This is a genomic window from Ktedonobacter racemifer DSM 44963, assembly GCF_000178855.1.
GTDB lineage: Bacteria > Chloroflexota > Ktedonobacteria > Ktedonobacterales > Ktedonobacteraceae > Ktedonobacter > Ktedonobacter racemifer.
In genome coordinates this window covers 1705565-1727972 of record NZ_ADVG01000003.1, presented here as the reverse complement: position 1 = coordinate 1727972, position 22408 = coordinate 1705565, and the positions used below count along the sequence as shown (strand labels likewise).

The 22408-nt window shown below is 55.0% G+C and carries 16 protein-coding genes and 3 pseudogenes; 9 read left to right on the top strand and 10 right to left on the bottom strand.

Translation table 11 applies throughout. The annotated features are described in order from the left end of the window. Positions 1 to 83: 83 nt before the first annotated feature. The 3 genes from KRAC_RS36615 to KRAC_RS36605 are packed head-to-tail and all read left to right on the top strand — an operon-like array spanning position 84 to position 4035. The gene (locus KRAC_RS36615) at positions 84 to 1796 is read left to right on the top strand and encodes a bifunctional lysylphosphatidylglycerol flippase/synthetase MprF (protein WP_007916175.1); all 1713 of its coding nucleotides are present in this window, start codon (positions 84 to 86) and stop codon (positions 1794 to 1796) included. Between the two features lie 53 nt (positions 1797 to 1849). Next, positions 1850 to 2527 carry a response regulator transcription factor gene (locus KRAC_RS36610; RefSeq protein ID WP_007916174.1) on the top strand — a complete coding sequence of 226 codons (678 nt, stop codon included), beginning with the start codon at positions 1850 to 1852 and terminating at the stop codon, positions 2525 to 2527. Further along, positions 2524 to 4035: a sensor histidine kinase gene (locus KRAC_RS36605; protein ID WP_007916173.1), complete on the top strand. Its 1512-nt coding sequence runs from the start codon at positions 2524 to 2526 to the stop codon at positions 4033 to 4035. The genes KRAC_RS36610 and KRAC_RS36605 overlap by 4 nt, the downstream gene beginning before the upstream one ends. A 61-nt stretch (positions 4036 to 4096) precedes the next feature. Here the strand turns inward: KRAC_RS36605 and KRAC_RS79060 are convergent. From KRAC_RS79060 to KRAC_RS36570, 7 genes and pseudogenes are all read right to left on the bottom strand, one after another. After that, positions 4097 to 5300: pseudogene (locus KRAC_RS79060) on the bottom strand (RNA-guided endonuclease InsQ/TnpB family protein). Between the two features lie 2 nt (positions 5301 to 5302). Next, the gene (locus tag KRAC_RS36595; protein ID WP_007916172.1) at positions 5303 to 5881 is read right to left on the bottom strand and encodes an IS607 family transposase; all 579 of its coding nucleotides are present in this window, start codon (positions 5879 to 5881) and stop codon (positions 5303 to 5305) included. A gap of 51 nt (positions 5882 to 5932) precedes the next feature. Further along, a complete protein-coding gene (locus tag KRAC_RS36590) occupies positions 5933 to 6358 on the bottom strand; it encodes a zinc-binding dehydrogenase (RefSeq protein ID WP_040445621.1) in 426 nt (141 codons plus the stop codon). A gap of 585 nt (positions 6359 to 6943) precedes the next feature. Then, positions 6944 to 8413 carry a cytochrome P450 family protein gene (locus tag KRAC_RS36585; RefSeq protein ID WP_007916170.1) on the bottom strand — a complete coding sequence of 490 codons (1470 nt, stop codon included), beginning with the start codon at positions 8411 to 8413 and terminating at the stop codon, positions 6944 to 6946. Positions 8414 to 8481: 68 nt separating this feature from the next. Continuing rightward, positions 8482 to 9519 (bottom strand): FUSC family protein, encoded by a 1038-nt coding sequence (locus KRAC_RS36580; protein ID WP_040445620.1) that lies wholly within the window; start codon positions 9517 to 9519, stop codon positions 8482 to 8484. 115 nt (positions 9520 to 9634) lie between these two features. Further along, a complete protein-coding gene (locus KRAC_RS36575) occupies positions 9635 to 10987 on the bottom strand; it encodes a Dyp-type peroxidase (protein WP_007916168.1) in 1353 nt (450 codons plus the stop codon). Positions 10988 to 11065: 78 nt separating this feature from the next. Further along, positions 11066 to 11611: a hypothetical protein gene (locus tag KRAC_RS36570; protein ID WP_007916167.1), complete on the bottom strand. Its 546-nt coding sequence runs from the start codon at positions 11609 to 11611 to the stop codon at positions 11066 to 11068. 435 nt (positions 11612 to 12046) lie between these two features. Between KRAC_RS36570 and KRAC_RS36565 the strand changes: the two genes are divergently transcribed. From KRAC_RS36565 to KRAC_RS79935, 4 genes and pseudogenes are all read left to right on the top strand, one after another. Then, entirely contained in the window at positions 12047 to 12448 is a 402-nt protein-coding gene (locus KRAC_RS36565; protein WP_007916166.1) for a DUF202 domain-containing protein, read from the top strand. A gap of 82 nt (positions 12449 to 12530) precedes the next feature. Beyond that, positions 12531 to 13907, top strand: a complete 1377-nt coding sequence (locus KRAC_RS36560; protein WP_007916165.1) for a DUF2252 domain-containing protein — start codon at positions 12531 to 12533, stop codon at positions 13905 to 13907. Positions 13908 to 14043: 136 nt separating this feature from the next. Further along, positions 14044 to 14730: a hypothetical protein gene (locus KRAC_RS36555; RefSeq protein ID WP_007916164.1), complete on the top strand. Its 687-nt coding sequence runs from the start codon at positions 14044 to 14046 to the stop codon at positions 14728 to 14730. 551 nt (positions 14731 to 15281) lie between these two features. Beyond that, positions 15282 to 16456 (top strand): annotated as a pseudogene (locus tag KRAC_RS79935) (RNA-guided endonuclease InsQ/TnpB family protein). Positions 16457 to 17193: 737 nt separating this feature from the next. On the opposite strand, the gene KRAC_RS36540 reads toward KRAC_RS79935, so the two are convergent. After that, entirely contained in the window at positions 17194 to 17781 is a 588-nt protein-coding gene (locus KRAC_RS36540; protein ID WP_007916163.1) for a TetR/AcrR family transcriptional regulator, read from the bottom strand. A 128-nt stretch (positions 17782 to 17909) separates the two neighbouring features. On the opposite strand from KRAC_RS36540, the gene KRAC_RS36535 reads away from it, so the two are divergent. After that, positions 17910 to 18752 (top strand): SDR family oxidoreductase, encoded by an 843-nt coding sequence (locus KRAC_RS36535; RefSeq protein WP_007916162.1) that lies wholly within the window; start codon positions 17910 to 17912, stop codon positions 18750 to 18752. A gap of 679 nt (positions 18753 to 19431) precedes the next feature. On the opposite strand, the gene KRAC_RS36530 is transcribed toward KRAC_RS36535, so the two are convergent. Both KRAC_RS36530 and KRAC_RS76695 read right to left on the bottom strand, forming a co-directional pair. Next, positions 19432 to 20481, bottom strand: coding sequence for an IS4 family transposase (locus KRAC_RS36530; RefSeq protein ID WP_083814982.1), 1050 nt, complete (start codon positions 20479 to 20481; stop codon positions 19432 to 19434). Next, on the bottom strand, positions 20456 to 20761 hold the full coding sequence (locus KRAC_RS76695) for a hypothetical protein (RefSeq protein ID WP_040445617.1): 306 nt from the start codon (positions 20759 to 20761) through the stop codon (positions 20456 to 20458). The genes KRAC_RS36530 and KRAC_RS76695 overlap by 26 nt, the downstream gene beginning before the upstream one ends. Positions 20762 to 20936: 175 nt before the next feature. Here KRAC_RS76695 and KRAC_RS36520 point away from each other — a divergent pair. Then, positions 20937 to 22260 (top strand): annotated as a pseudogene (locus tag KRAC_RS36520) (Tn3 family transposase); the annotation flags it as partial. Between the last annotated feature and the right edge of the window lie 148 nt (positions 22261 to 22408).

The window sequence follows — 22408 nt, the reverse complement described above, 5'->3', positions numbered from 1 at the left end:
TTTTTCCAGATGCACACTGTTGTATTCTGTATCGCTTCCCTTGTGAATAGGGAAAGTGTCAAGCCAGTGAGAGAGGGGAATCGATGTTTGCGCTAGCGCAAGATAAAACGAGGCAGACCCTCATGGTAATCGGTCGCGGCCTTTTAGCCGCAGTGCTCGTCATCATAGCGGTGACCAATTTGATGACGTTGGTGATCGAGCTTCCGTGGGATAGTATAGTAGTGACAGAGCCTTTACTCGATCTCGGAGGTCAGGTGTGGGAGCGAGACGGTTTGATCGTGACAGGCATCCTCTTATTACTGATAGCCCGCGCTTTGGTACGAGGGAAGCGGCAGGCATGGTGGTTGTCCGTGGGTCTCCTGACGTTGTCGCTGACAAGTGCGCTGGAAAGCCACTTTGATCGCAGCACAATGTTGCTGGCGCTCACCCTGCTCATCCTCTCGCTTGCCCTGGCCCCACTCTTTCCGACGCGCAGCGACATAAGGGCATCGATTCAGGGATATATCGCGTTGGTATTGGGTTTGGGATGTGCAGCAGGACATATAAGGGCGAGCCAGTCCTGGCTGGCAATAGGATGGCCGGGAGTGCTCATCCTGCTCCACTTGCTAACGTTTCTGATCCTGGGATACGGGGTAATCCGGGTCTTGCACCCCGTCTACTCCGCTCGTCCACGCTTGGAGCAGGAACATGCCCGCGTGTATGAGATTGCACGTCGCTACGGCGGCCTCGCGACCGTCCACTTCGCGCTCGGCAGAGATAAGAGCTACTTCTGGTCTGAGACGGGGAGAACGGTCATCGCCTACCGCGTTGCCGAGGGAGTGGCCCTGGCCCTCGGCGATCCCATCGGACCACAAGAAGAACATGCCCAGGTGTTGCGGGCGTTCCTGGCGTTTTGCCGCCAGCAGGACTGGTCCATTGCCCTGTATCAGGCCAGTGGCCAATCCCATTGCCTCTGTCAGGAAGTCGGGTTGTCTGCCTATAAGATTGGAGAGGAAGCCATCATCGAGATTCCTCGCTTCACGATTAAGGGGAAACAGGGCGCGCCCGTGCGTCACGCTGTTACTCGTGCCAGACGGGAGGGTCTCTCCGTACACTGTTGGCTGGGAGAGACCCTCCCTCAGGCAGTCTTTGCAGGTATGCAGCGAATCTCTACGGAGTGGTTAGGTGCACGAAACGCGCAGGCACAAATGGGCTTCAGCATGGGACGCTTTCCTGCTGATTGGTCAGAAGATGTACTGACTGTGGTCGCGGTCGATTCGCGGGGCGAGGTCGTAGCATTTCTCACCTGGACCCCCCTTTACGCTGCCAATGGCTGGGCGCTTGATGCTATGCGTCGAGGAAACAGGACGCCTCCGGGTGCGATGGAGCTACTCATAGTCCATGCGGTCGAATGGGCGCAGGCGCACGGCTATACGCGGATGTCGCTTGGCCTGGCTCCCTTGAGAGGGGTGGGGGAAGAGACACTGCTGACAACATACAATGCCGATGAGCAGAAATCGCACATACGCTCTGCCTCCCTTCTGGAACGGTGGGCCGCCTCCCTGCACCAGCGGGGAATCTTTCTCGGTCCCTATCGTTCACTCGCTACCTTCAAATCGAAATTTCAGCCTACCTGGGAAGCTCGTTACTTGATCGTCAGCCAAAGGCAGGCGCTTCCTCGCGTTCTCTGGGCATTAGCGCAGGTACATAGCAGTGGGTGGCGGGGTATGTTGAAAGAGGCATGGAGAACAGTGCGTCCAGATACTGCCATGAAGAAAGCGTTTGCCAGACTGCGATATGTGGGAAATGATGTGTGATCCCGCAATCCAGCAGAGCATGCACACACCCAATGACGAAAGGAGAAATAGCTATGCGTATTCTCGTGGTCGAGGATGATCCACGCCTGGGACCCAGCCTGAAGAAAGGATTGGAAAAACACCATTATGCCGTTGATCTGGCACTCGATGGAGAAGACGCGGTGTTGATGGGGACGACCACACCGTATGATCTGATCGTGCTGGATGTGCTGTTGCCGCGACTCAATGGCTTCGAGGTCTGCAGTCAGTTGCGCAATCACCGGCGGACAATGCCCATCCTCCTCTTGACGGCGCTTGGCGAGTTGGATCATCGGGTAACGGGGTTAGATACCGGCGCGGACGATTACCTCACGAAACCCTTTGCGTTCCGGGAGTTGGAGGCGCGTATCCGCGCCCTGCTGCGTCGTGAAAGTACCACCAAGACGGCTGCATTATGCTTTCTGGACATCATGCTGGACACGAGGACGCATGAAGCGCGGCGTGGAGAGCGCATGATCCCCTTAAATAACAAAGAGTATGCACTGCTGGAATACCTGATGCGCCACCCGCGCCAGGTACTCAGCCGAACGATGATTGCAGAACACGTGTGGGATTGTGAGACCGAGCATCTTTCCAATGTGATTGATGTCTATATCCGCTATTTGCGGCGCAAGCTCTGTGAAAACCATGAGCCGGACGTGATTCACACGATTCGTGGAGCGGGATACCAGCTTAAGGAGCCTGCTTCATGATAGAACGTCTGCAGCAAATACGCCCACCCGGCATTCGGGTCCAATTGACGTTGTGGTACACCGCAATATTCACTTTGCTGATTCTCCTCTTTAGCCTCATCTTCTACACAACGCTTTATACATTTCTGGCCTCGGGCCTTGATTCCGCACTGCAGCTACGAGCGCAGCAGATTGCCGGAGGTGTTTCCAATGACAGCGGCAACATCGTCATTCAGGATGTCACGGGCGAATTGCCGGGACTTGATGCCACCGCAACACCTGAAAATCAAGGTCAGGGAACAACCAAAGCAAAACAACTGGGTTCGCAATCGGACGTGAACTTCGGCACGCTGGTGCGCATACTCGATGCAAAAGGGCAAACAACCTACATTTCGCCTGCCTTTCATGCTCTCTCATTACCTTCGAACAGTTTCACCAGCCCCCTGCATGGAAGTGCCTGGCAAGGCACTCTCACCGCTCACAATGGACAGGCCGTGCGCGTGTACAGCGTTGCCCTCTCCGACAACGGAACGGTCTTTGGAGTTCTCCAGGTCGGCGAGTCGCTAACACAACTGACGTCCACATTGCAGAGCGTTGCCATTGTCTTGCTTGTGATTACTCCTTTTATGCTGCTACTCGGCGCAATTGGCAGTTACTGGCTTGCAAAACGAGCATTCAGACCGGTCCTCTATCTCACTCGCACAACGCGCGAAATCGAGGCAGGCGATCTTCACCGACGCGTGCCGATTCCTCGGGCCAGGGACGAAGTACACGAGCTTGCCCTGACTTTTAACGAGATGATCGGGCGACTGGAACAGGCATTTACACAACAACGCCGTTTTGTCGCAGATGCCTCGCACGAATTGCGCACGCCCGTCGCTGTCATCCGCAGCTTCACCGATGTGGCGCTGGAAGAACCACGCGCTTTCGAGGAGTGCATCACAGCCTTGCGTGAGATTAACGCTGAGTCCGAGCGATTGGGGCACTTAATCAACGATCTGCTCTCCCTGGCGCGAGCAGACGAGGAACAGATGCCGATCGAGCGTGAGCCGGTGCGGTTGGACCTGCTGACCCTTGATGTCTGCGAGACAATGGAGCTCCTGGCAATCGAGCGTGGCATCGATCTGCAGGTTCAGAAGATCGCACCAGCCACCATCCAGGGTGATACCGTGCGTCTCATTCAAGTAATAATGGGAGTGGTAGATAACGCACTCACCTATACCAACGCTGGTGGCAAGGTCACGCTTAGCGTTGAAACACACGCATTAGTGGCGCGTCTTGTAGTGCGCGATACCGGCATTGGCATCGCCGAGCAAGACATACCGCATATCTTCGAGCGTTTCTATCGCGCTGATCCGGTGGGCTGGCGGGCAGCCAGGGGCAGCGGGTTGGGACTCTCAATTGCGGACTGGGTGGTCCGAGCGCATGGAGGTTCGATAGACGTCGAGAGCCAGGTGGGACGTGGAACGACGTTCACGATCACACTGCCTCTGGCTTCACCGACATCTGTACAAACACATAGGGAGTGATCTCGCACCGGCGCAATCAGCAACTGCTGAAACAGTTCACCTAAACAATGACAAGCATTGCTCAGTTTGTGGGAGCACCCACGGGACGGACTGCCACGCCCTCTATCCCCTGCCCGAAGGAGTTGGGGATTGCTTTTCGGATAATGTTGAGGCTGCCATTCACATCAGCATTGAGACGTCTGCCAGTGCTGGCACAGAATAATCCTCGTTTGACCCGCTTACCCACATAGCGCTCATGATGGCAAATTGGCTCAAGATCAAGAAAGCTGCATTTGCTTGTGTGGCTTTCCTCTTGTAGAATGACGCGTATCCCTACCAGCTCCGCCTTATAGCGGAGCATGTCAATGAAGCGAGCGAAAGGGATTTGAACAAACTGCTGGTTGGTACGCTTGCCCAGGTTGGCCTCTTGCTTCCAGTTGGCATTCTTCCCGATGGCGAGCGTCCCGACCCCTTCCTCAACCAGATGTTCGATGACGCGATGACTCTGGGTGTGCAAGTAGTGGTCAATTTTGCGTGTGCGCTTGTTCGTGAGGCACTCTAAGCGAGTGGAGGTGTAGCGCTTGTGTTTGCTGAGATGGCTTGGGAACCTTGCACGTTCTTTGTTGTACCATTGGTTGATGCTCTTGAGCGGACGCCCGTTAACCAGCAGAGGCGCAAAGCCTGCTTTGTTTGCGCGTTAGCGTTGCCAAGTTGTTCACCCCAATGTCAATACCAGCGACGAGCAAGGGATCAGCCGCTGCCTGTTTGGGTTCTTGCTCGTAGACAACTTCCACGACTTAGAAGCCGATGCGAGGGACGATGCGGACTTGTTTGACGTGGGTCTGTTTGGTAGGAATCTCGATTCCCAGTTGAGATGGCGCCATGCTCCCTTGTTTGAGCGCCCTCTTTGAGAGGGCTTGCAGATCGTACACGAGGATATTGCGCCCTTTTTGCTTGTCTTTGTACTTGGGCAATTTGGGACGGCCTAAGAACTTTGAGGGGTCTTCAAACCAGGCTGCAAGCCCTTTGCGAAAGGACTTCCAGTTCTTGTCAAGAAGCCGAAGGATATCATTGCTTACTTTACGAGGCAAGGCTTGGTAGGCATCGGTGTGCTTGACCAGGTGATAAACCTCGACATAGCCCAGGTACTTGCCTGTCTTGATAAAGGATTGGCGCATGTGGTAGTTCGCCAAATTGTACAGGTTTTTGGACGCAAAGGAGGCGGCATCTATGGCCGCATAGCGAGGATCGGTTGGGTGAATGAGATGGCGCTCAACCAGTTGCATCCTTACTCTTCCTCTTTCGCTTCCAATTCCTTGACGATCTTCTCAGTCTTGCGCTTCGCACGGCGTGGCCCATACATCCGAGCACAGAAACGATAGAAAATGCTGCTCAAATCTTGTATCAAATCTTCCTTGTCGTCATCAGCCAAATTCACAATCTCAACGGTACGACCGTGTGCTTCTAACAACGTGAGAATGTAGTTTGCTCCAAAGCGAGTCAGCCGATCCTTGTGTTCCACGACAATGCGGGTAACGCTGGTATCCTTGAGCAGACTCAGGAGTTTCGGGCGGCTATCATTGACGCCTGAGGCAATTTCCTTGACGATCATTGTCACTTGATAGCCTTTCGCAGCACAGTAATTTTGCAGTCGCTCGACCTGGCGTTCTAAGTTTTCTTGGTGCTCCTGTGAGGAGACACGAGCATAAATGACTGTCTTCTCAGGAGGAGACAAAGATTTCTCACCTTCAGTCACAATAATGGTTCCTGAGGGGGCCTGATAGCCTTTGATCTGCCCAGCTTGCCACCAACGAAACGCCGTTCGGTAACTAATGCCTTGTTGTTTGGCGTATTGACTTAACTTCATACAGAAAGTCTACCATAGATGACTCCATATAGCAATATATGGCATCGTTTCTTATGAACGTTTATAACACCACCTCCCCATCGCGGATACCCCGCAGGCCAACAGCTCCCCTGGCAATGGTCGAAAGGGTCGCTGAATGACCCTGGCGATTGTCTTGCCTTTGAAGGCCTCTATGATGTCTTCGACAACGGTCTTATCGTTGTGGTCGAAGACCTGGCTCGCACCAAGTTTTTTGATGTAGTTGAAGTTTCGTGGGGACGCTGTCGTGATGACCTCGTAGCCAACAGCGGCGGCAAGCTGGATGGCATTGCTGCCTACGCTCGTTGAGCCCCCCAGATGAGAAAGCGTCATCCCTGTGGGGTTTGGAGCCGAGCAGGGATACTGGAGCGCGAGATGGTCTTTCTGAAACAGACCGCAGGCTGCGGTGGACAGGGCCAGGGGTAGAACGGCGGCGTTTTCCTGAGACCTCCCCGGCATGAATGCCTGTCACTTATACACAAATATGAAAGTTTGCAGAAGATCCTCAGAATGATGCGAGGGAAAGGTGTTGAAAAAACGCCCCTCGATGCACAATGATGTGCTTTCAGCTTGGCGAGACAAGCGACGTTTTCACCGAACGTGTGTCACCTCTCGTGTGGGGAAAAACGAGGCACCTGCAGCGCATCGCTTCCGTGTTCTTTCTCAAGATCGCATATTTGTGTATAAGTGTCAGGCATCAATGACCGGGGCTTTCTCGCTCGGTTTTCTGTAAGATCATCGCGAGAGTTCCTTTGGGAAAGGCTCGATGGGCGATTCGGCTCGTTGTTTCTGGAACTGCATCTAGACGCCTCGATTTCATGGACATGAGCATGCTCCTTCACTTCTCACCTTATACCCCCTTTTAGTCAAGGTGATACTTTTTTTCTCACCTTCTCACCTTTGCTCTTTCTTGACGAGTTGTCTGGACAAAATTTCCCAACAGAGTATATTCTGAAACACCTAAAAAAGCTCTGGTATTCGCGTTTCATGCGGAGTGGTGCGCCGCGTCAGCGGCGCACGACGTTTCATTTATCCGGGGGAGTGTCAATGCGCCCTCTTGAAGCCGATGTTATCTGGCACAACCGTTGCCGGCCCCACCGGTAATAACTCGGCAGGGTCGATGTTGAGCCTCATGAAGGCGATCTTTTCGCTCCACACCTTTCTCAGGAGATCCTTGAAGAAACCAATGGTGAGGAACTCGCCCGCGCAACGGCGGTATCCGAAGCCGAATGGCGCATACCCGGCATCGTCGCACACTGGATAAGTCTGGTCGCCGTCACGCGCGTACACGGCGCCAAACGCACTGTTGGTGATCGAAGCCCGTCGACCGTCCTTGACGCTAAAGGCTTCCCTACTGAAGGGGCATTGGGCTAACCCGACTTGCTTGCACCTGGTCTCGTCGTTCTGTTCACTCGTCGGAGCCTGCTGATAGCGATCCGGGTCGAAATCATTCGGATTGTTCCAGTGAAGAGGGTCTCTGCTGGTTTCTGGATGAGGCGTAATAATGGTGCTGAGGCCAGTGGACCCGGTGCCAAAAGCTTGTTCCTGAGCAGGTAGCACTGAAGTGCTGCCGCGGTTGGGCGAGATGGTCCGGAATAACTCCATCACGAAACGGTCAAGTCTGCTGAAGGCGGCGTTGTCCGTTTCGTCGGGGCCACGCTTCATCGTCTTTTCAAACCATGAGCGGACAGCCCGGTCCCCCTGTGTTGCCTCCAGTCGGTCCATCATGTTGTAGAGCGTCGTGCCCCACTGGCTGAACGCCAGAAAATTGTGGAAGCACTCGAAGACGATGTCCTTTCTCCTGAAGTTCTCCCCCAGCGCGCCGTTCTTGATCCAGTAGTAGACCAGGGTCTTCTCGGGATTGGGCACATGACCGTCGATCAGATCTTGTACCCGCTGGTCAACCCAGCCCTTGAGACGGTGACGGAGCTGGCGCACACGCATGTAGTTGTCATGGACGACCTGCAGGGTCGGGTACCGGTAGCCGAAGACAGCCACGAAGCTCTGGCCGATCTGCCTGACTTCGGGCGGAATGTCGTCCCCCGTGATGCCAAGGTGAAGGTCCCAGTACAGGTCGAAGTATCTCTGGGAGTACTGGTGCATCAGTGGCTTGCCTTCGTTTTGCTCGCCGAAGAGGGCATCGAGGAAGTGTTTGATCTTGTCCGAGTACATCGGACCATATAGATCCGGCGTGACAGCCGAATAGTAGATCTTCTTTCTCTCGTTGTGTGGGCCGCGCTTCTGGTACCCCTGGATGAAGACCGTCAATCCCTCCTCCACCATATTCAGCTCCCAATTGTCGTAGAGCATCCCGACGAGGTGAGCTGGCATCGCCGCCTCCTTGCTCAGGGCGAGGTCGATCATGGGAAGCACTGGCCGTTCGCCCTGATAGATGGTGCTGCGGAAAAACGGCTTCACAGCGCCCTGGATATAAGCAGGGTCGAAGGTGGGCGGCATCTTCCTGGCATCGGGAGATATATCCTGCTGGTCACCAGTTTTCGCTGGATCAATCATGTATTGCTCCTTTTCTCTCTTTTTCAATCGCTCAAGACCTCTTTTTGATTATGTCCTGCCACTCCCTTTCACGGTGAAACGACCTTCCTCTCAAAGAAGGGCATCTGGCTGAGGAAGGTGATCATAAGGACGATCCCCGCACCGACCAGGATGGTTACCACTCGCCATACGGCAAGGGACTGACCTGACGTCTTGATACTGATGAGCAGCAGGATCAGGATCGTGAAAAAGAAGAGGTACAGGAAGTAGTTCAGCTCTTTGACGGTGAATGCCAGGAACGTGCTCGCCACCACGATCAGCCCTACCACCAAAGCGTTCTGCACGCTGCCAATCAAGACGGCTGCCAGGAGCGCACCCAGGAACGTCGCAACGACATTCTGTAACGCCATCCTCAGCGAGACCTTCTGATCCTGTTGGGTGCAGATGATGACGGTGAGGGCTGCCCAATAGAACGGCGGCCCACCCAAGATCCAGCCGCTCCCTGCTGCAACTGCTGCTCCCATTGCACGCAACAAGCTCAAGCGCAGTAGTGGGGAGGTCAACGTGAGCTGCGCTGTGAGCGTGGTGCGTCTTGGTTGTGGCCTGTTTGGTCGCGCTTCGTTTCTCAGTCTGCTCCGGTATGATTGGAGCCATGCAAACAAGAGCGCGAACAGCATCAAGATCACCCCACCAAGCAGAAAGCCTCCCGCCGCTGGTAGCGCTGTTGCCGGACCGCTACGGTTCGCAAGCGAGATCACGAATGTGATCGTCAAAAGCAATCCCATGACAGCCGCGGCCCGACCATACACCGAGAGGAGTCCGCTGAGGAAGACCACGAGGAAGATCTCCACGATCTCGACCCACCATGGCCCACCGATGAGCCGACCCAGTGCGATCATGAGCGCGCCGCCGACTGCGGTCATTCCCAGCGACCATGCCTGTGTGCGGGACGACGTGCCGACGTTCCCGAATGAGGTAAGCAATGCACCAGTCATGACCAGGACACCAAACGTACGCTGACCAAGGATGGTCAGGACAAGCAGGGGCAGGAACATCGCCAGGGCGGTAGAGAAGCCTTTGACCGGATTTAACTTGGCGCCGAAGTTGCTGCGGAATAAAACCACCATTCTCTCCATCACTCTCTGCCTTTCTCGCCAATTTCGACCTCTGGCCATGCCAGGAGTATGGCCATGCATGCTCTCCATCTGTGTCAACACGGTCGTGAGCCGGTTTGGATTCTGGCTAGCGCTCGGCTCCACCTCCTCCCTCGGCAACATACTCGGCGTCCGCCAGCCACCGTAACGCCCGCAGGCCGGGCAGAAAGAAGTATTCCCCGCCGCGGTTGGTCACGAACTGGGGCAAGCCATGGAGGCGTTGGCGGATAGGCTGCTTGGGGATGGTGAACATACCGGCCCCGTCATTGGGCCCACACATCGGATCTTTCTCACTAGGTGCCCCAATGAAGATACCCTGATTGACCCACTCACTCTGAACAAACTCGAACTGCCGCGAAAGTGAGGCACCGATGAAGACGAAAATGATGCCACGATCGGCTCCGTCGTCCTCCAGGACCCCCTCAGGAAGGAGGGGACCGTAGACGGTGCCGCGGCGAATCAAGCGATGGCGATTGACCTGGGTGATTTCGTGCTTGAATTGGTCACGCGGGTTCACGCGCCGTGCATGCGATCCAAGCGGGCATTTGAGGCCCTTGGGGTCGGAGTCCGCGTAGAGAAAATCGTTGTTGCGTCGCGGATCGGCACCCAATTCCGGGTCATCATGCTCTGGGCAGAGCATGAGGGGCGCGCCGCTGCGCCAGCGACCCATCATCTTGGCGGCCAGCCATTCTTCCTCCGCCGCGCTGGTCGTGTGTGCCGCCAGGTATCGGCGGAACGCGGCGACATCTTGATGCAGTTTTCTCAAGGCCACATACGACCCGTTGCGGCCCAGCACCTCGGGCTGGGGCTGCGGAGGCAACCTCCCCGACTCGTCGAGATATCCCAAAATAAACTCTCCCGCCTTGAGCGGAGCTTCCTGGGGATTGCTGGGAGCAAGACCGCTCCCCTCGATCGCTGGTTGGCCGATGCTGTCCCGAAAGCCGAAAGGTTCGCGCCCCGTGGGAAGTTGATAGCAGTCCTGCTGGTAGATCGCCGTCACGCCAGGCATCTGCTGGTAGGCCTGTCTTGCAGGCTCCAGGACCTTCGCCAGGCGTGTCTGATCAGGGGCGAGCGCAGCGATCACGAGATGGACCTCGGAGGTGCCCAACGGCCACTCCCACTTTTCAGGAGCGCTCTCGCCCACATCGCCCAGTTCCGCGGCCCGTGCCGCCATTCCCTGTTGGAACTCCGGTGAGAAGCTCTCAAGCGATGCTTGGGGGACGCCTAACGCCTTCAGGCCGTGATAGGAAAGCGCCACCGCAACCCAGGCATCGCCTGCAGGGCTGGTCAGATCGGTGGCCGAGGCAATCGCGGGTGTGAGCCGCTTCAGCAACTGATGGCCGGCGGCGCGCTCGTCAATGCGAAGCATGATGTACGTTCCGGCATACGGCGTCGGACGAGGGTGGAGCACGCCGCTCTGAATGTCGTTGAATTCAAGCATGGTTGATTCTCCTGGTGTCACTGTCCCAGGCGTTGTTGGGAAGCGATTGCTTGCTATCGGATTGGGCTACTCTCCCGCTTACGTCGCTGCCTGGTCAAGCAGCGGCTTCAACGCCGGGTGCTGCAGCGCCTGCTCAGCCTCAGGGGTGTCGAGCACCTGCTGGAACGCGTGCTGCAGTTCCAGCGCTTTCCAGATCTGCTTGACCGTGGGCTCGGGATAGCTGCTATCATAAGCGGTAGCTTCATATTGGTGCGCCGTTAACCAGTCCTTGACGCTCGGGTCCGTGATGCCCGGGTAGCCCTCGACATGCGACCAGAACTCCGCGAACGATTGCGAGACGGCGTTATCGGCAACGGCAAAGTCATCGATGTACTTATCCCACGTTCCGTCGAAGCTGCTGCAAAACAGGAGCCGCGTATCGTTGTCGATGAGCGTCACCCTGGCTTCGTGTATTGTGCCGAACTTTTTGGCGTCCTCTCTTCGGCGGGGATCGGCAGCTCTCCGCTTGATCGCCTCGCGCAGCGCTTGTTGGTGGCCTGGCTTGACGTTCCCAATGACAGTAAATTCTGTCCTCACTCCCGACTTCAGCCCCTTCCGCTTTGGATACTCCTTTGTCGTCTCCATGTCTTTTGCTCCTTTGTGTGAAGATCTCTAGTCTCAGCATGGTACTCAACTGCTGAAGTGGATGAGCTTTCCTTGTACGCTGCGTAGACGCAGTAGAGTCATGCTCCTCTCTGTGACAGAAGGAGACGCAAAGCCACTCTACTTCTGCCCACCTTAGCATCTCCATGAAGCATACTAGATGAGTCCAACACCTTCGCGCCCAATCTGCCACACTCCGCCAGATTCAAAAATAGGCATTTTTGGCGGGTCTGGTACACTCATATTACCAATTGGCTGAAACGCTGACCAAGCATGCTGTGCTTGCACACCGTTACATCATAGAAGTATTACGGAGGGTGAAGAGCACCGTTCGCTGATTCCTTAATCAATCGGATGGGGGCATACGTACTTGTTGCATGCAACGGACAGCCAAATTGCTCGAAGGGGGCCATGGTCATGGGAGCATCTCACATCAGCACAGACGTATCCGATGAGAACGCCGCGAAACAGGTCCATGAAGCCATTGAAAAGACGCTCATGGGTTGGATTAAAACGTCTCTTTCGCTGATCGGCTTCGGGTTTGCCCTTGGAGAGGCTTTTCATCTTGTCAGAACCGGTGGACCAAGGAATTTCGTGGACACGCTCAGGGAGTATCTTATAACCTCAGTTGCGGTCGGCCTCATCATCCTTGGCGTGTTAGGTCTGCTTGGGGCCATCATTCAGTGTAGATGGAGCCTGAAGCGTTTGAAGCAGGGCTCTGCCACCACGTACGAGAAGCCCTGGCGCTTGAGTGTGCTGGTGGCGGTTCTGCTGATGATCATCGGCCTCCTCGCGCTGGTGGCAATGGCTCTTCCATAGCCTCGTTGATCTCCTCCGGACACCGGAAGAAGGGAAAAATGCAAACGAGAAGGCCTGGCTTCATCTGGGTTAGGAGGGAATAATGAGCAACGTTTTGCGATCTTCATCCACACTGTATGCACGAACCAGCGCGGAACGCTATGCTGCTGGCAAGGCGCTCCGTGCTCATTGCCCTCGTTCCAGCCATGCCCGGTGGGAGCCCACTCCCAATCGCCCAGATCCCCTGAGTATCCTGGAAGCATCAAACCGCACGAGGGTGAAGCAACTTGTGCCCATCCGCTACGGCCGCATGCTCGTCTCGCCCTACAACTTTTTGCGCGGATCGGCCGCGATGATGGCACATGATTTAGCGAGCACGCCCATCACCGGGATCTCGACGCAGATTTGTGGCGATGCCCATCTGGGCAATTTCGGGATCTATGCGACGCCTGAGCGCAACCTCGTCTTTGACGTGAATGACTTTGACGAGACTGTCTCTGGTCCCTGGGAATGGGACGTGAAACGGCTCGCGACCAGTATTGTTGTGGCAGGACGGCAGAATGGCTTTTCCGCGCGTGATTGCCGACAAGCGGTTATGAGCTGCGTTTCGTCATATCATGAGCGTATGTATGAGTTTAGTACGATGCGCCGGATCGATCTCTGGTACGCGCGTGTGGATGTCGAACTCCTTCGTACGGTCGCTGATCGTGACCTTCTTCCTCGACTTGACCGCGCAATCTCTCGGGCTCAGCAGCGCACCAACATTCGCGCGTTTCCCAAACTTACACATGTGGTGAATGGTCAAGTGCGCATTAAGGATGATCCTCCGCTGATTGGTCATCATCCGAACGAGCGGCTCTCCACGCATTTGTCGGCATTTGTCGCTGGCTACCTGGAATCGACCCGGGAAGAGCAAAAAACGTTGCTCCAATGGTACCAGCCCATCGATCTGGCCTGGAAAGTGGTGGGAGTAGCCAGTGTCGGCACGCGCTGCTATATCGTGCTGTTGTTGGGGGAAGGAGAGGAAAACGATCCGCTCTTCCTTCAGATCAAGGAAGCACGGCCCTCAGCCCTTGAACCCTATACTGGCCCCAGCCCGTATTCCAACCCGGCTCAGCGTATCGTGCATGGACAACGACTCATGCAGGCTGCCAGCGATATCTTCCTGGGCTGGACCCAGTTCGAGGACGTCAACTACTACGTACGTCAACTGCGCGATATGGGATGGTCAAGCGACGTGACCACCATGAGTCTTGCCCGTTTCACCGTCTATGCTCAACTGTGTGGATGGGCGCTGGCGAGGGCGCATGCGCGCGCTGGTGATCCGGCGTTGATCAGCGGCTACCTGGGCAAAAGCGACTCCTTTGCTCAGGCCCTGGCTGAGTTTGCCTGCGCGTATGCTGACCAGAATGAACGAGACTACGCCAGCTTAGTGGCGGCTGTAGAAGCCAAACACATCACAGCTATCACAGACATATAGACGATGATTTACACCCAAGCACAGATTGCCTGTAGGCGCCAGATTCAGTTTTCACCCTTTTCTCATACTAAAATCGAACGAAAGAATAACAGGGCTGCGTAAGCTTGCTCGGTTGAGGCAAAGAGGGACAATACCAATGGCGCGAGTAAAGAAAGTGTCCGCAGCTGATCCGGCCCACATGCCGCATTCAGATCAATTTCATCTCAATAGGCCTTCTCTCTGGGAAGCAATGCTGAGTATGCTTGCGGTAGGAGTCCTTCACGCGTTTCTTCCCACCAAACTGCTGATCGGCCCAGCCTGGTTGCTCCTGGCAATCGAAGCGGTCTTTCTGTTGCCAATCGTCTTTACCCTTTTGACCGAACGTGGCCTTCCGTACAAAACGCTGCATCCACTTCTTCTCACGCTGCTCGGAGTGCTGACTCTCGGCTTGGCCAGTGGGATTATGCTTCTCATCATCACCGTGGTAGGAAACAAATACGCCACAGTCCTGCTACGCTCCGCAATTCTCCTCTGGTGTTCCAATGTTCTCATCTTCGGATTATGGTACTGGCAAATCGACGGTGGAGGACCAATGAAACGCCATCAGTCTGGCTCCCGGGCAGCAGATTTTCTGTTTCCACAGCAGGAAGACGGCAATCCCACTGGTTGGATACCAGGTTTCATAGATTACCTTTTCCTGGCATTTACTGGCGCCACAGCTCGCAGCCCCACTGAAATGTTTCCTCTTACAGGACGAGCGAAGGTGTTGATGATGATAGAAGCCTTTCTTTCAGTGCTGGTCGTTGCGGTGCCGGCCATTTCGGAGTTTCATTTGCCCTGGTAAGCAGAGGCCGCCGGTAGTGTCAGGACTGAGGACACAAAAACTCATCAGGGAACAGCGCCTGCTAAGGGACTGCTGTCTCTCGCCAGGAGATTGCTCGTATCGCCTCTTTTAAAGCAGCAATTCGATTGAGGAACGATGGAACGATCATCTTTACTTGAAGAGTAAGAGTGGTTTTGCCAGAGAGAGCGAGGACAGAGATCGTTCCGCAATTCGTCAAAAGCACAACAAAAACGGGCTGCTGAGTCAAAGTTGGTATTGTCAACTTGTGTAGTGTTTTCTTTCCTCGTCTCCCGGTTTCCCCTCATCGTGACGAAGCAAGCGAGCACAGATGTAAAAAGGGGAAAGGTTGCGGAAAGGGCTTCTGAAGCTGACCCAGTTTGGTGTAGTTGACGAAGGAGAAGACGAACGAGCTCTTGTTCTCTTATTTATCTAACCGCGCCAGAAGACCCCTGTTGCGCAAACATGGGGATGAATGGCGCGCTCCTTTCTTGGGGTGGATAGGGCAGTGCAAATCGTTGCATTTTTACGCCGTAACTGCTATGATGTAACCTATGAAACAGAAACGCGCTTTCAAGTACCGCGTATATCCCACGCCAGAACAACAGCAGATCCTTGCTCAAACCTTTGGGTGCTGGTCGCTTCGTCTATAACTGGGCCTTGCGCAAGAAAACCGATGCCTATTACAACGACCATCAGCGACTCTATTACAAAGAGTTGAGTCTCCTGTTGACTGACTTGAAAAAGCAAGAAGAGACACACTGGTTGAACGCCGTTTCTAGTGTGCCCTTGCAGCAGGCTCTTCGCCACCTGGACAAAGCGTTTCTCAACTTCTTTGAAGGACGTGCCAAATACCCGACCTTCCACAAAAAGCGAAATACCCAATCCGCCACGTATACAGCCAATGCTTTCACCTGGCGCAATGGCTCTCTTACGCTTGCCAAGATGAGCGAGCCTCTCCAGATCGTGTGGTCGCGTCCTCTGCCAAACGAGGCCATTCCTTCGAGCGTCACTATCACCAAAGATTGCGCTGATCGCTACTTCATCAGTCTCCTTGTGGAAGAGGAAATTGCCCATCTGCCTTGCAATGAGAAGGCGATTGGTGCTGATCTTGGCTTGAAGTCCTTTGTGGTTCTCTCGACGGGTGAAGTGGTAGGCAATCCCAGATTCTTTCACAAGGACGAAAAGAAACTGGCGAAAGCTCAACGCCGCCATGCCAAGAAGAAAAAGGGCTCGAAAAATCGAGACAAGGCGCGTCTCAAGGTCGCACGCATTCATGCTCGTATCGCTGATCGTCGCCGTGACGCGCCTGCACAAGCTCTCTACCCGCCTGATTCGTGAAAACCAAACGATGTGCGTGGAGAGTTTGCAGGTCAAAAATATGGTCAAGCACCCAACCCTGAGCAAAGCGATCAGCGATGTGGGATGGAGTGAGTTTGTGTCTCAGCTCGAATACAAGGCAGACTGGTATGGTCGAAACCTTGTCAAGATCGACAAGTGGTATCCCTCCAGTAAACGGTGTTTCGAGTGTGGTCATATTCTCACCTCCTTACCGCTTGATATCCGCCAATGGGATTGTCCTGAATGTGGTGTCCATCATGACCGCGATATCAACGCTGCCAAGAATATTGTGACCGTGGGGCTCACGGTCCTCGCCTGTGGAGAGTCCATAAGACCAGGACGGGTTTCGTCTCGTTCTGGCAAGACTCAGCGAAGCAGGAAACCCTAGAGGTGACTCTAAGAATCCCCTGGCTTTTAGCCATGGGGAGGATGTCAATTATAGGAGAAGGTGCAAATTTACCCATACAGTGGCAAATAGAGGCCCACATATGCTTCAAAATGAAAGTGGCATAATTTACTTCACGGGGCGTTCTGAGTTGAGAGGACATCGCTCTCATTCGTTCCGTCAGCTTGAGAAGGGCTGTCATGCCCACAGAGCTTCTTGATGCGCACCCTTTGCGCGGGTGGGAGCACTCCCTTTCAGGTATAGATTTTTTGAGGAAAGAGGGTGAAAAAGGAACGGCAAGACCGCGTAATCTGCTAGGATGAGAAAAAACCAAAGAGACTCATCAAAAGCAGGTAGTAAATTGGGTGCGCATCAGCACACCTTTTGAGGCGAAACTGACCCGCATCAGCGCGAAACATGGAAATTGACGATGGAGAATCGAGAAAAGCAGCCCCAGAGGCGGATTGTTTCGCACCATTTTTGGAAATGGGTGAGGGCAGCGCAGGGTATATCTTGTGGTTCCAGCATGTGTTGGACATTTCCCAACTATTCCCATCTCCTTTGCGGTCTGTGTCAGCTTCGCTAGTACTGGGCCTCCATGCTCGTTGAGAGAACGCTACAATGTTGGCCCTCCCCCAAGATTGCCTTTCGACTTCCCAGCGAAGCCGGTGCACATGCGCAACTGGCGCACGCCGCCGTCAATAGGATCGACTCCTAGCAGAGAGGTGACACACCATCTTTCAGTCCCGACTCGGCTTTGTTCTGATTCCGGCGATGACGAGATCGAGCATGCGGTTGGCCCCATCAGGGTCGGACGCATGTTCATTCACCAGGGCGATTCCGTAGACGAGTCGTATCACGTCGAGAATATGGACATCCGTTCGGATTTGTTCTGCGGCCTGGGCGCGGAGCAAGAGTACTTCTCCCGCCTCGTGCATAGCTTTGTTCGCGTCATAGATTCTCGTTCCCGGAACGTGCTTGGCAGCCATGATGGCTGCTCCCATGCTCCGCCCTCGAGCCGCAAAGTCCATCTGGAGACGAAGCCAGCTGATCAGGGCGTCTAAGGGAACCGGAGCGCTTGCGAATTCTCCAGCGCACGCCCTCAATTCATTGGTCTCATCCAGGAACACGGCCTCAAGGAGATCCTGACGCGTGGGGAAGTGGCGGTACAGCGTTCCGATCGCGACCCCAGCCGACCTGGCAATGTCCTCGAGGACGATGTCAGCGCCGCGCTCCGTGACCGCGACTCGCGCCGTTTTCAGCAGGCTGGCGTAGTTGCGCTGGGCATCAGCTCGCATTGGGCGGTTGGCTTGTGGTGGCTCGTTCATTTCATGCAACTCCTTGCTCCCAGGAATATTAGTCCTTGACAAAGTGAGGGTTCCTCCGTTACTATAGGGAGGTAGCCTCATTTTATCACACTCACGCTTGATCTTACCAGTAGAAGGAGAACTTTCTTATGCGTGTTTTCGTCACAGGAGCAACAGGATTTATCGGTTCCGCCGTCGTCCGCGAACTCATCGGTGCCGGTCATACGGTTGTCGGCCTTACCCGCTCAGACACTGGTGCCGCAGTCCTGAAGGAAGTTGGGGCCGAGGTGCACCGTGGTGCCCTTGACGACCTCGACAGCCTGCGCCTCGGTGCCGCCGCTGCGGACGGCGTCATTCACCTGGCGTTTCAGCACGACTTCTCGGACTTCGCAGCCGCGCTCACCACCGATCTGCGTGCCGTCGAGACGATGGGAGCGGCGCTCGAAGGCTCCGGCAAGCCGTTCGTGACCACCGCTCACCTGAACGGGGAGGCATCGAATAACGCGGTGCTCACACTGGCTGGAGTGCGAGCATCGGTCATCTCTCTCTCTCCATCCGTGCACGGCGAGGGCGACAAGGGCTTCGTACCGATGCTAATCAACATCGCCCGCATGAAAGGCGTCTCTGCCTACGTCGGCGACGGGTCCAACTGTTGGCCTGCTATCCATCGCCTCGATGCGGCATGCCTGTTCCGCCTGGCACTGGAAGTCGCCCCAGCGGGGTCACGGCTTTACGGGGCCGGCGACGAGGGTGTGCCATTCCGCGACATCGCCGACGTCATCGGTCGCCACCTGAACCTGCCGGTGGTCAGCATTTCCCGTGAAGAGGCAGACGCCCACTTCGGCTCTTTTCTCGGCACCGTGGCGGCGACCGACATCTCGGCGAGGCTCGACATGCCGAGGTTGAGTGCACAGACCTGGGAACTCTTGGGATGGCAGCCTGTGCGCCCGCGACTTCTCCCAGACATCGAAGAGCACTACTTCAACAACTGATGTGAGGCTGAGGGCCATTGTCATGAGTAATGGCCGCTTTCCGTATGAACGGACCGGAAGACAATGCGAAGCGCTTCGTGTTGTCTTCCGGTCCGTTCATACGGAAAGCGGCCTCATGCTATTCTCCTTGATAGGTTGGGAATTTCCCGATCATCAGGCTCGTGAATTTACACCTGATGAGTGCTTCAATCCGCCTTTGGAGCCATTCCTTCATGATACATAAGCCGAATGTTCGTCCATTTTTTGGCCCAAAGGTGAGCCACTTTTTGAAGGTTCGAACAACAGAGCTTTTAACCACCATAAATACCATGAAATATGCCAAATATGATCATTCGCATCTTCATTTCTGGCTTGTTTTCTGCTAAACACATCTGAGAAACCGCTTGGAACGAATAGGTAAAAGCTGAAATTACGGTAGTAGTGAGCGTGATTTGCTCGTGAGGGAAGCTAAGATTTGTACCTTTGTCCTCGAAAATTCTGATTTTTAGCTCAACCTTCGAATAAATGGCTCACCCTTGGACAAAAAAATGGACGAACATTCGGCTTATGTACCACTTCAGGTTCTGGATGGTCAATTTCGACTCTTCGCACTTATTTTGTCAGTTTCGCCTCAAAAGGTGTGCTGATGCGCACCCAATTTACTGTGGGGATTTTTACATAACCCCCCATACGCACCAACTTAAGGACCAATGGACCAGTTTAACCCATCTTTGAGGAGTTGGGCCGCATTCGGATGTGTGTGCCGGGTGTTCATGGAGCATCCGGCACGCATGCGTTGCGCAATCGAGCGCAAGGCCGCCGCGAACTCGCGCTGACCAGCCAGAGCTTCCATCAGCGTCCAAGCCGTATCGCGTATCACCTGGGCCAGTTTAACCAAGCTGCGCTGCGCATTCTGCCAGGCCAGCAGGACGATGAGCCAGTGTTGAATCAGCATGCCGATCAGCTTGGCATACAGTTCGCACAACACCCGCCAGGAGTGTGTCGTGCGCCACTCATCAATGTGCCCGTATTGCTTCCAAAGCTTGAAAAGCCATTCGATTTGCCAGCGTTCTCGTAGGAGCACCAACGCTTCCCCCAGCCGCAAGCGTTTGGATGGGACATCGGTTAACAGGATCGTCCAATCCGCCAATGCCAGAGCACGCGCGGATGCTGGCTGTGCGCGTCGCGACGCATCCTTGAGCAGATTCTGGCGTCGCTGCTCGGCAACGTCTTTAGGCACACGAACCATTAACAGCCGCATCGGATACCGCTGCTGCTTCCCAACCAGCACATGCAGCTCTTTGGTTTGTCCCACTCGTGGAGGCAAAACGGCCTGCAAGCGCAAGCGCCGACCTTGCTCAGTGAAGAAGGCCGTGTTCGTTCGCGCTCGCGTGAGGGTGAAGCTCCCGGCTTGCCGACGCTTCATGGCTGCCTCGATATCAAAATAGCCCAGATCAGCGATGTACAAGCTTCCGGTGGGCAGGGACGCCTCATGGAAAGGACTGCATTGATCGGACACCCGTCCATCGGTCAAGCAAGGACCTGAGATCTGACCACGTGTCAGGTTCCAGCGCACATGCAGTTTGACAGCTGCCTCTCCTCCTCCCGAGCCTCCACCGCTGCCTGCCCAACAGTCCGCCAATTCCTTTGGCAGAGTAATACTGCTGCTATCTTCAAGCACCACGCTCTTGAAACGGTGCAATAATTCGAGTGGCACTGGCTGTTCAGCACACACCAATACCGTGACCATTTCTTCGAGCACCGATAGCCGCGAACCGAGCACAAGACTCCGTGAAGCGCTTGTGGACGGCTGTATCGCTCACCTCCACTTCTCGGATGCTCGCCATCGAGGCCAGCGTTTCCAAACTCGCATCGGGATGGGTCAGCCAGCCGAAGACGAACGTCTGAACCAGATCGGCTCCGCTGAATTTTCTCTGCCGTTTAATACACCCTGTTTCGCAAGCCAACACCTTGGCTCGCTCTTCCAATATCTGTTTCAGCGATAGCTCAATCGGTGATACCTTTTCCATGTCACTGCTCCTTCTGAGATGATTATCACGTTTTTCTTGTTCTTAGCATCGCAGATGGAGCGTCTTTTTGCCTCAGCCGTTCTTAAGTTGGTGCGTATGGGGATTTTTACATAACCCCCCGAAACAGTGCCTGGTCAAAGCCGAGTGCACCGTTTCGGGGGGTTATGTAAAAATCCCCAAGGACAAACTGGTGATCACCCCCCTGTCCAAAGCCGTGCCTGATGAAGTGGAAGGACTGGCGCGGCAGGCGTACGATCTGCTCCCGCAGATCAAACTGCCAGATCTCCTCCTGGAAGTGGATGCCTGGACACCGTTCTTGCGCCATTTTACGCATTTGCAAACGGGAGAGCCGGCCAAAGACCAGACCGCGCTGCTCGCGGCGCTCCTGGGCGAAGCACTCAACCTGGGGCCAGCGAAAATGGCCGAGGCGTGCGTGGGGATGACGTTTGCTCGGATCAGTTGGGTTGAGGACTGGTGCATGCGTGATGAGACCTACACCAAGGCGTTAGCAGAAGTCGTGAACTTTCAACACCAGCATCCGTTCGCGGCGTATTGGGGCGATGGGACAACGTCTTCCTCCGATGGGCAGCGCTTTAAAGTAAGCGGCAGGCGCACCCCTGGTGCCACCGTGAATCTACGCTATGGGACTGAGCCGGGGGTGAGTTTTTACACCCATCTGTCCGATCAATACGGCCCCTATCGCGTGAAGGTCATTAGCGCCACCGCTCGTGACGCGCCGCATATGGTGGATGGACTGCTCTATCATGAAACCGACTTAGCCATCCGCGAACACTATTCAGATACCTGGGGTTATACGGACCAGGTTTTTGGAATTATGCGCCTCCTGGGCTTCGAGTTTGCCCCACGCATTCGGGATTTGGGAGGAAAACTGATCTTTACGTTTGACAAACCGGAGTGTTATCCAACCCTGCAACCCTTGCTGGGCGGCACCATCAATGTGAAGCAAATCGAGGCACACTGGGATGATCTGCTCCGCCTCACCAGTTCCCTGCGCAAGGGAACGGTCACCGCCTCCCTGATCCTGAACAAGCTCGCATCCTATCCTCGACAAAATGGGCCGGCGTGGGCGCTGCGCGAGTTTGGACAGTATCTTCGCTCTGAAATGGGTTCAGAGCCCGCCATTGCGCCGACGCGTGCAGGTAGGACTCAACAAAGGGGAAGCGCGCAACGCCCTCGCGCGTGCGGTTTGTCACCACCAACTGGGAGAGCTCCGGGATCGATCCTACCAGGATCAGCAGTATCGCGCCAGTGGTCTCAATTTAGCGGTCGCGGCGATTATCTTGTGGAATACCGTGTACCTCGCCGCCGCCGTAGAGCAGTTGAAGCGCGACGGGGTCATCATCAACGACGATCATCTGCAGCATCTCTCCCCGCTCGGATAGGAACACATCAATCTCACTGGAGACTTCCAGTGGAATCCCAGACAGATTCCTCCGAGCGGACAGCTCCGCCCTCTCCGTGTCAATGGGCATCGATAACTCATCCGTTCTTAGCGTATGTTTTACCCGCGGTAATCTAGTGACCCCAGAGGGCGATCCCCAGTGTAAATATGATAATTAAATGAGGTAATTTCATGCCATTAATTGCTGCCTGGCTGTTTTTAACAACGTTTGATTGAGGACAAGC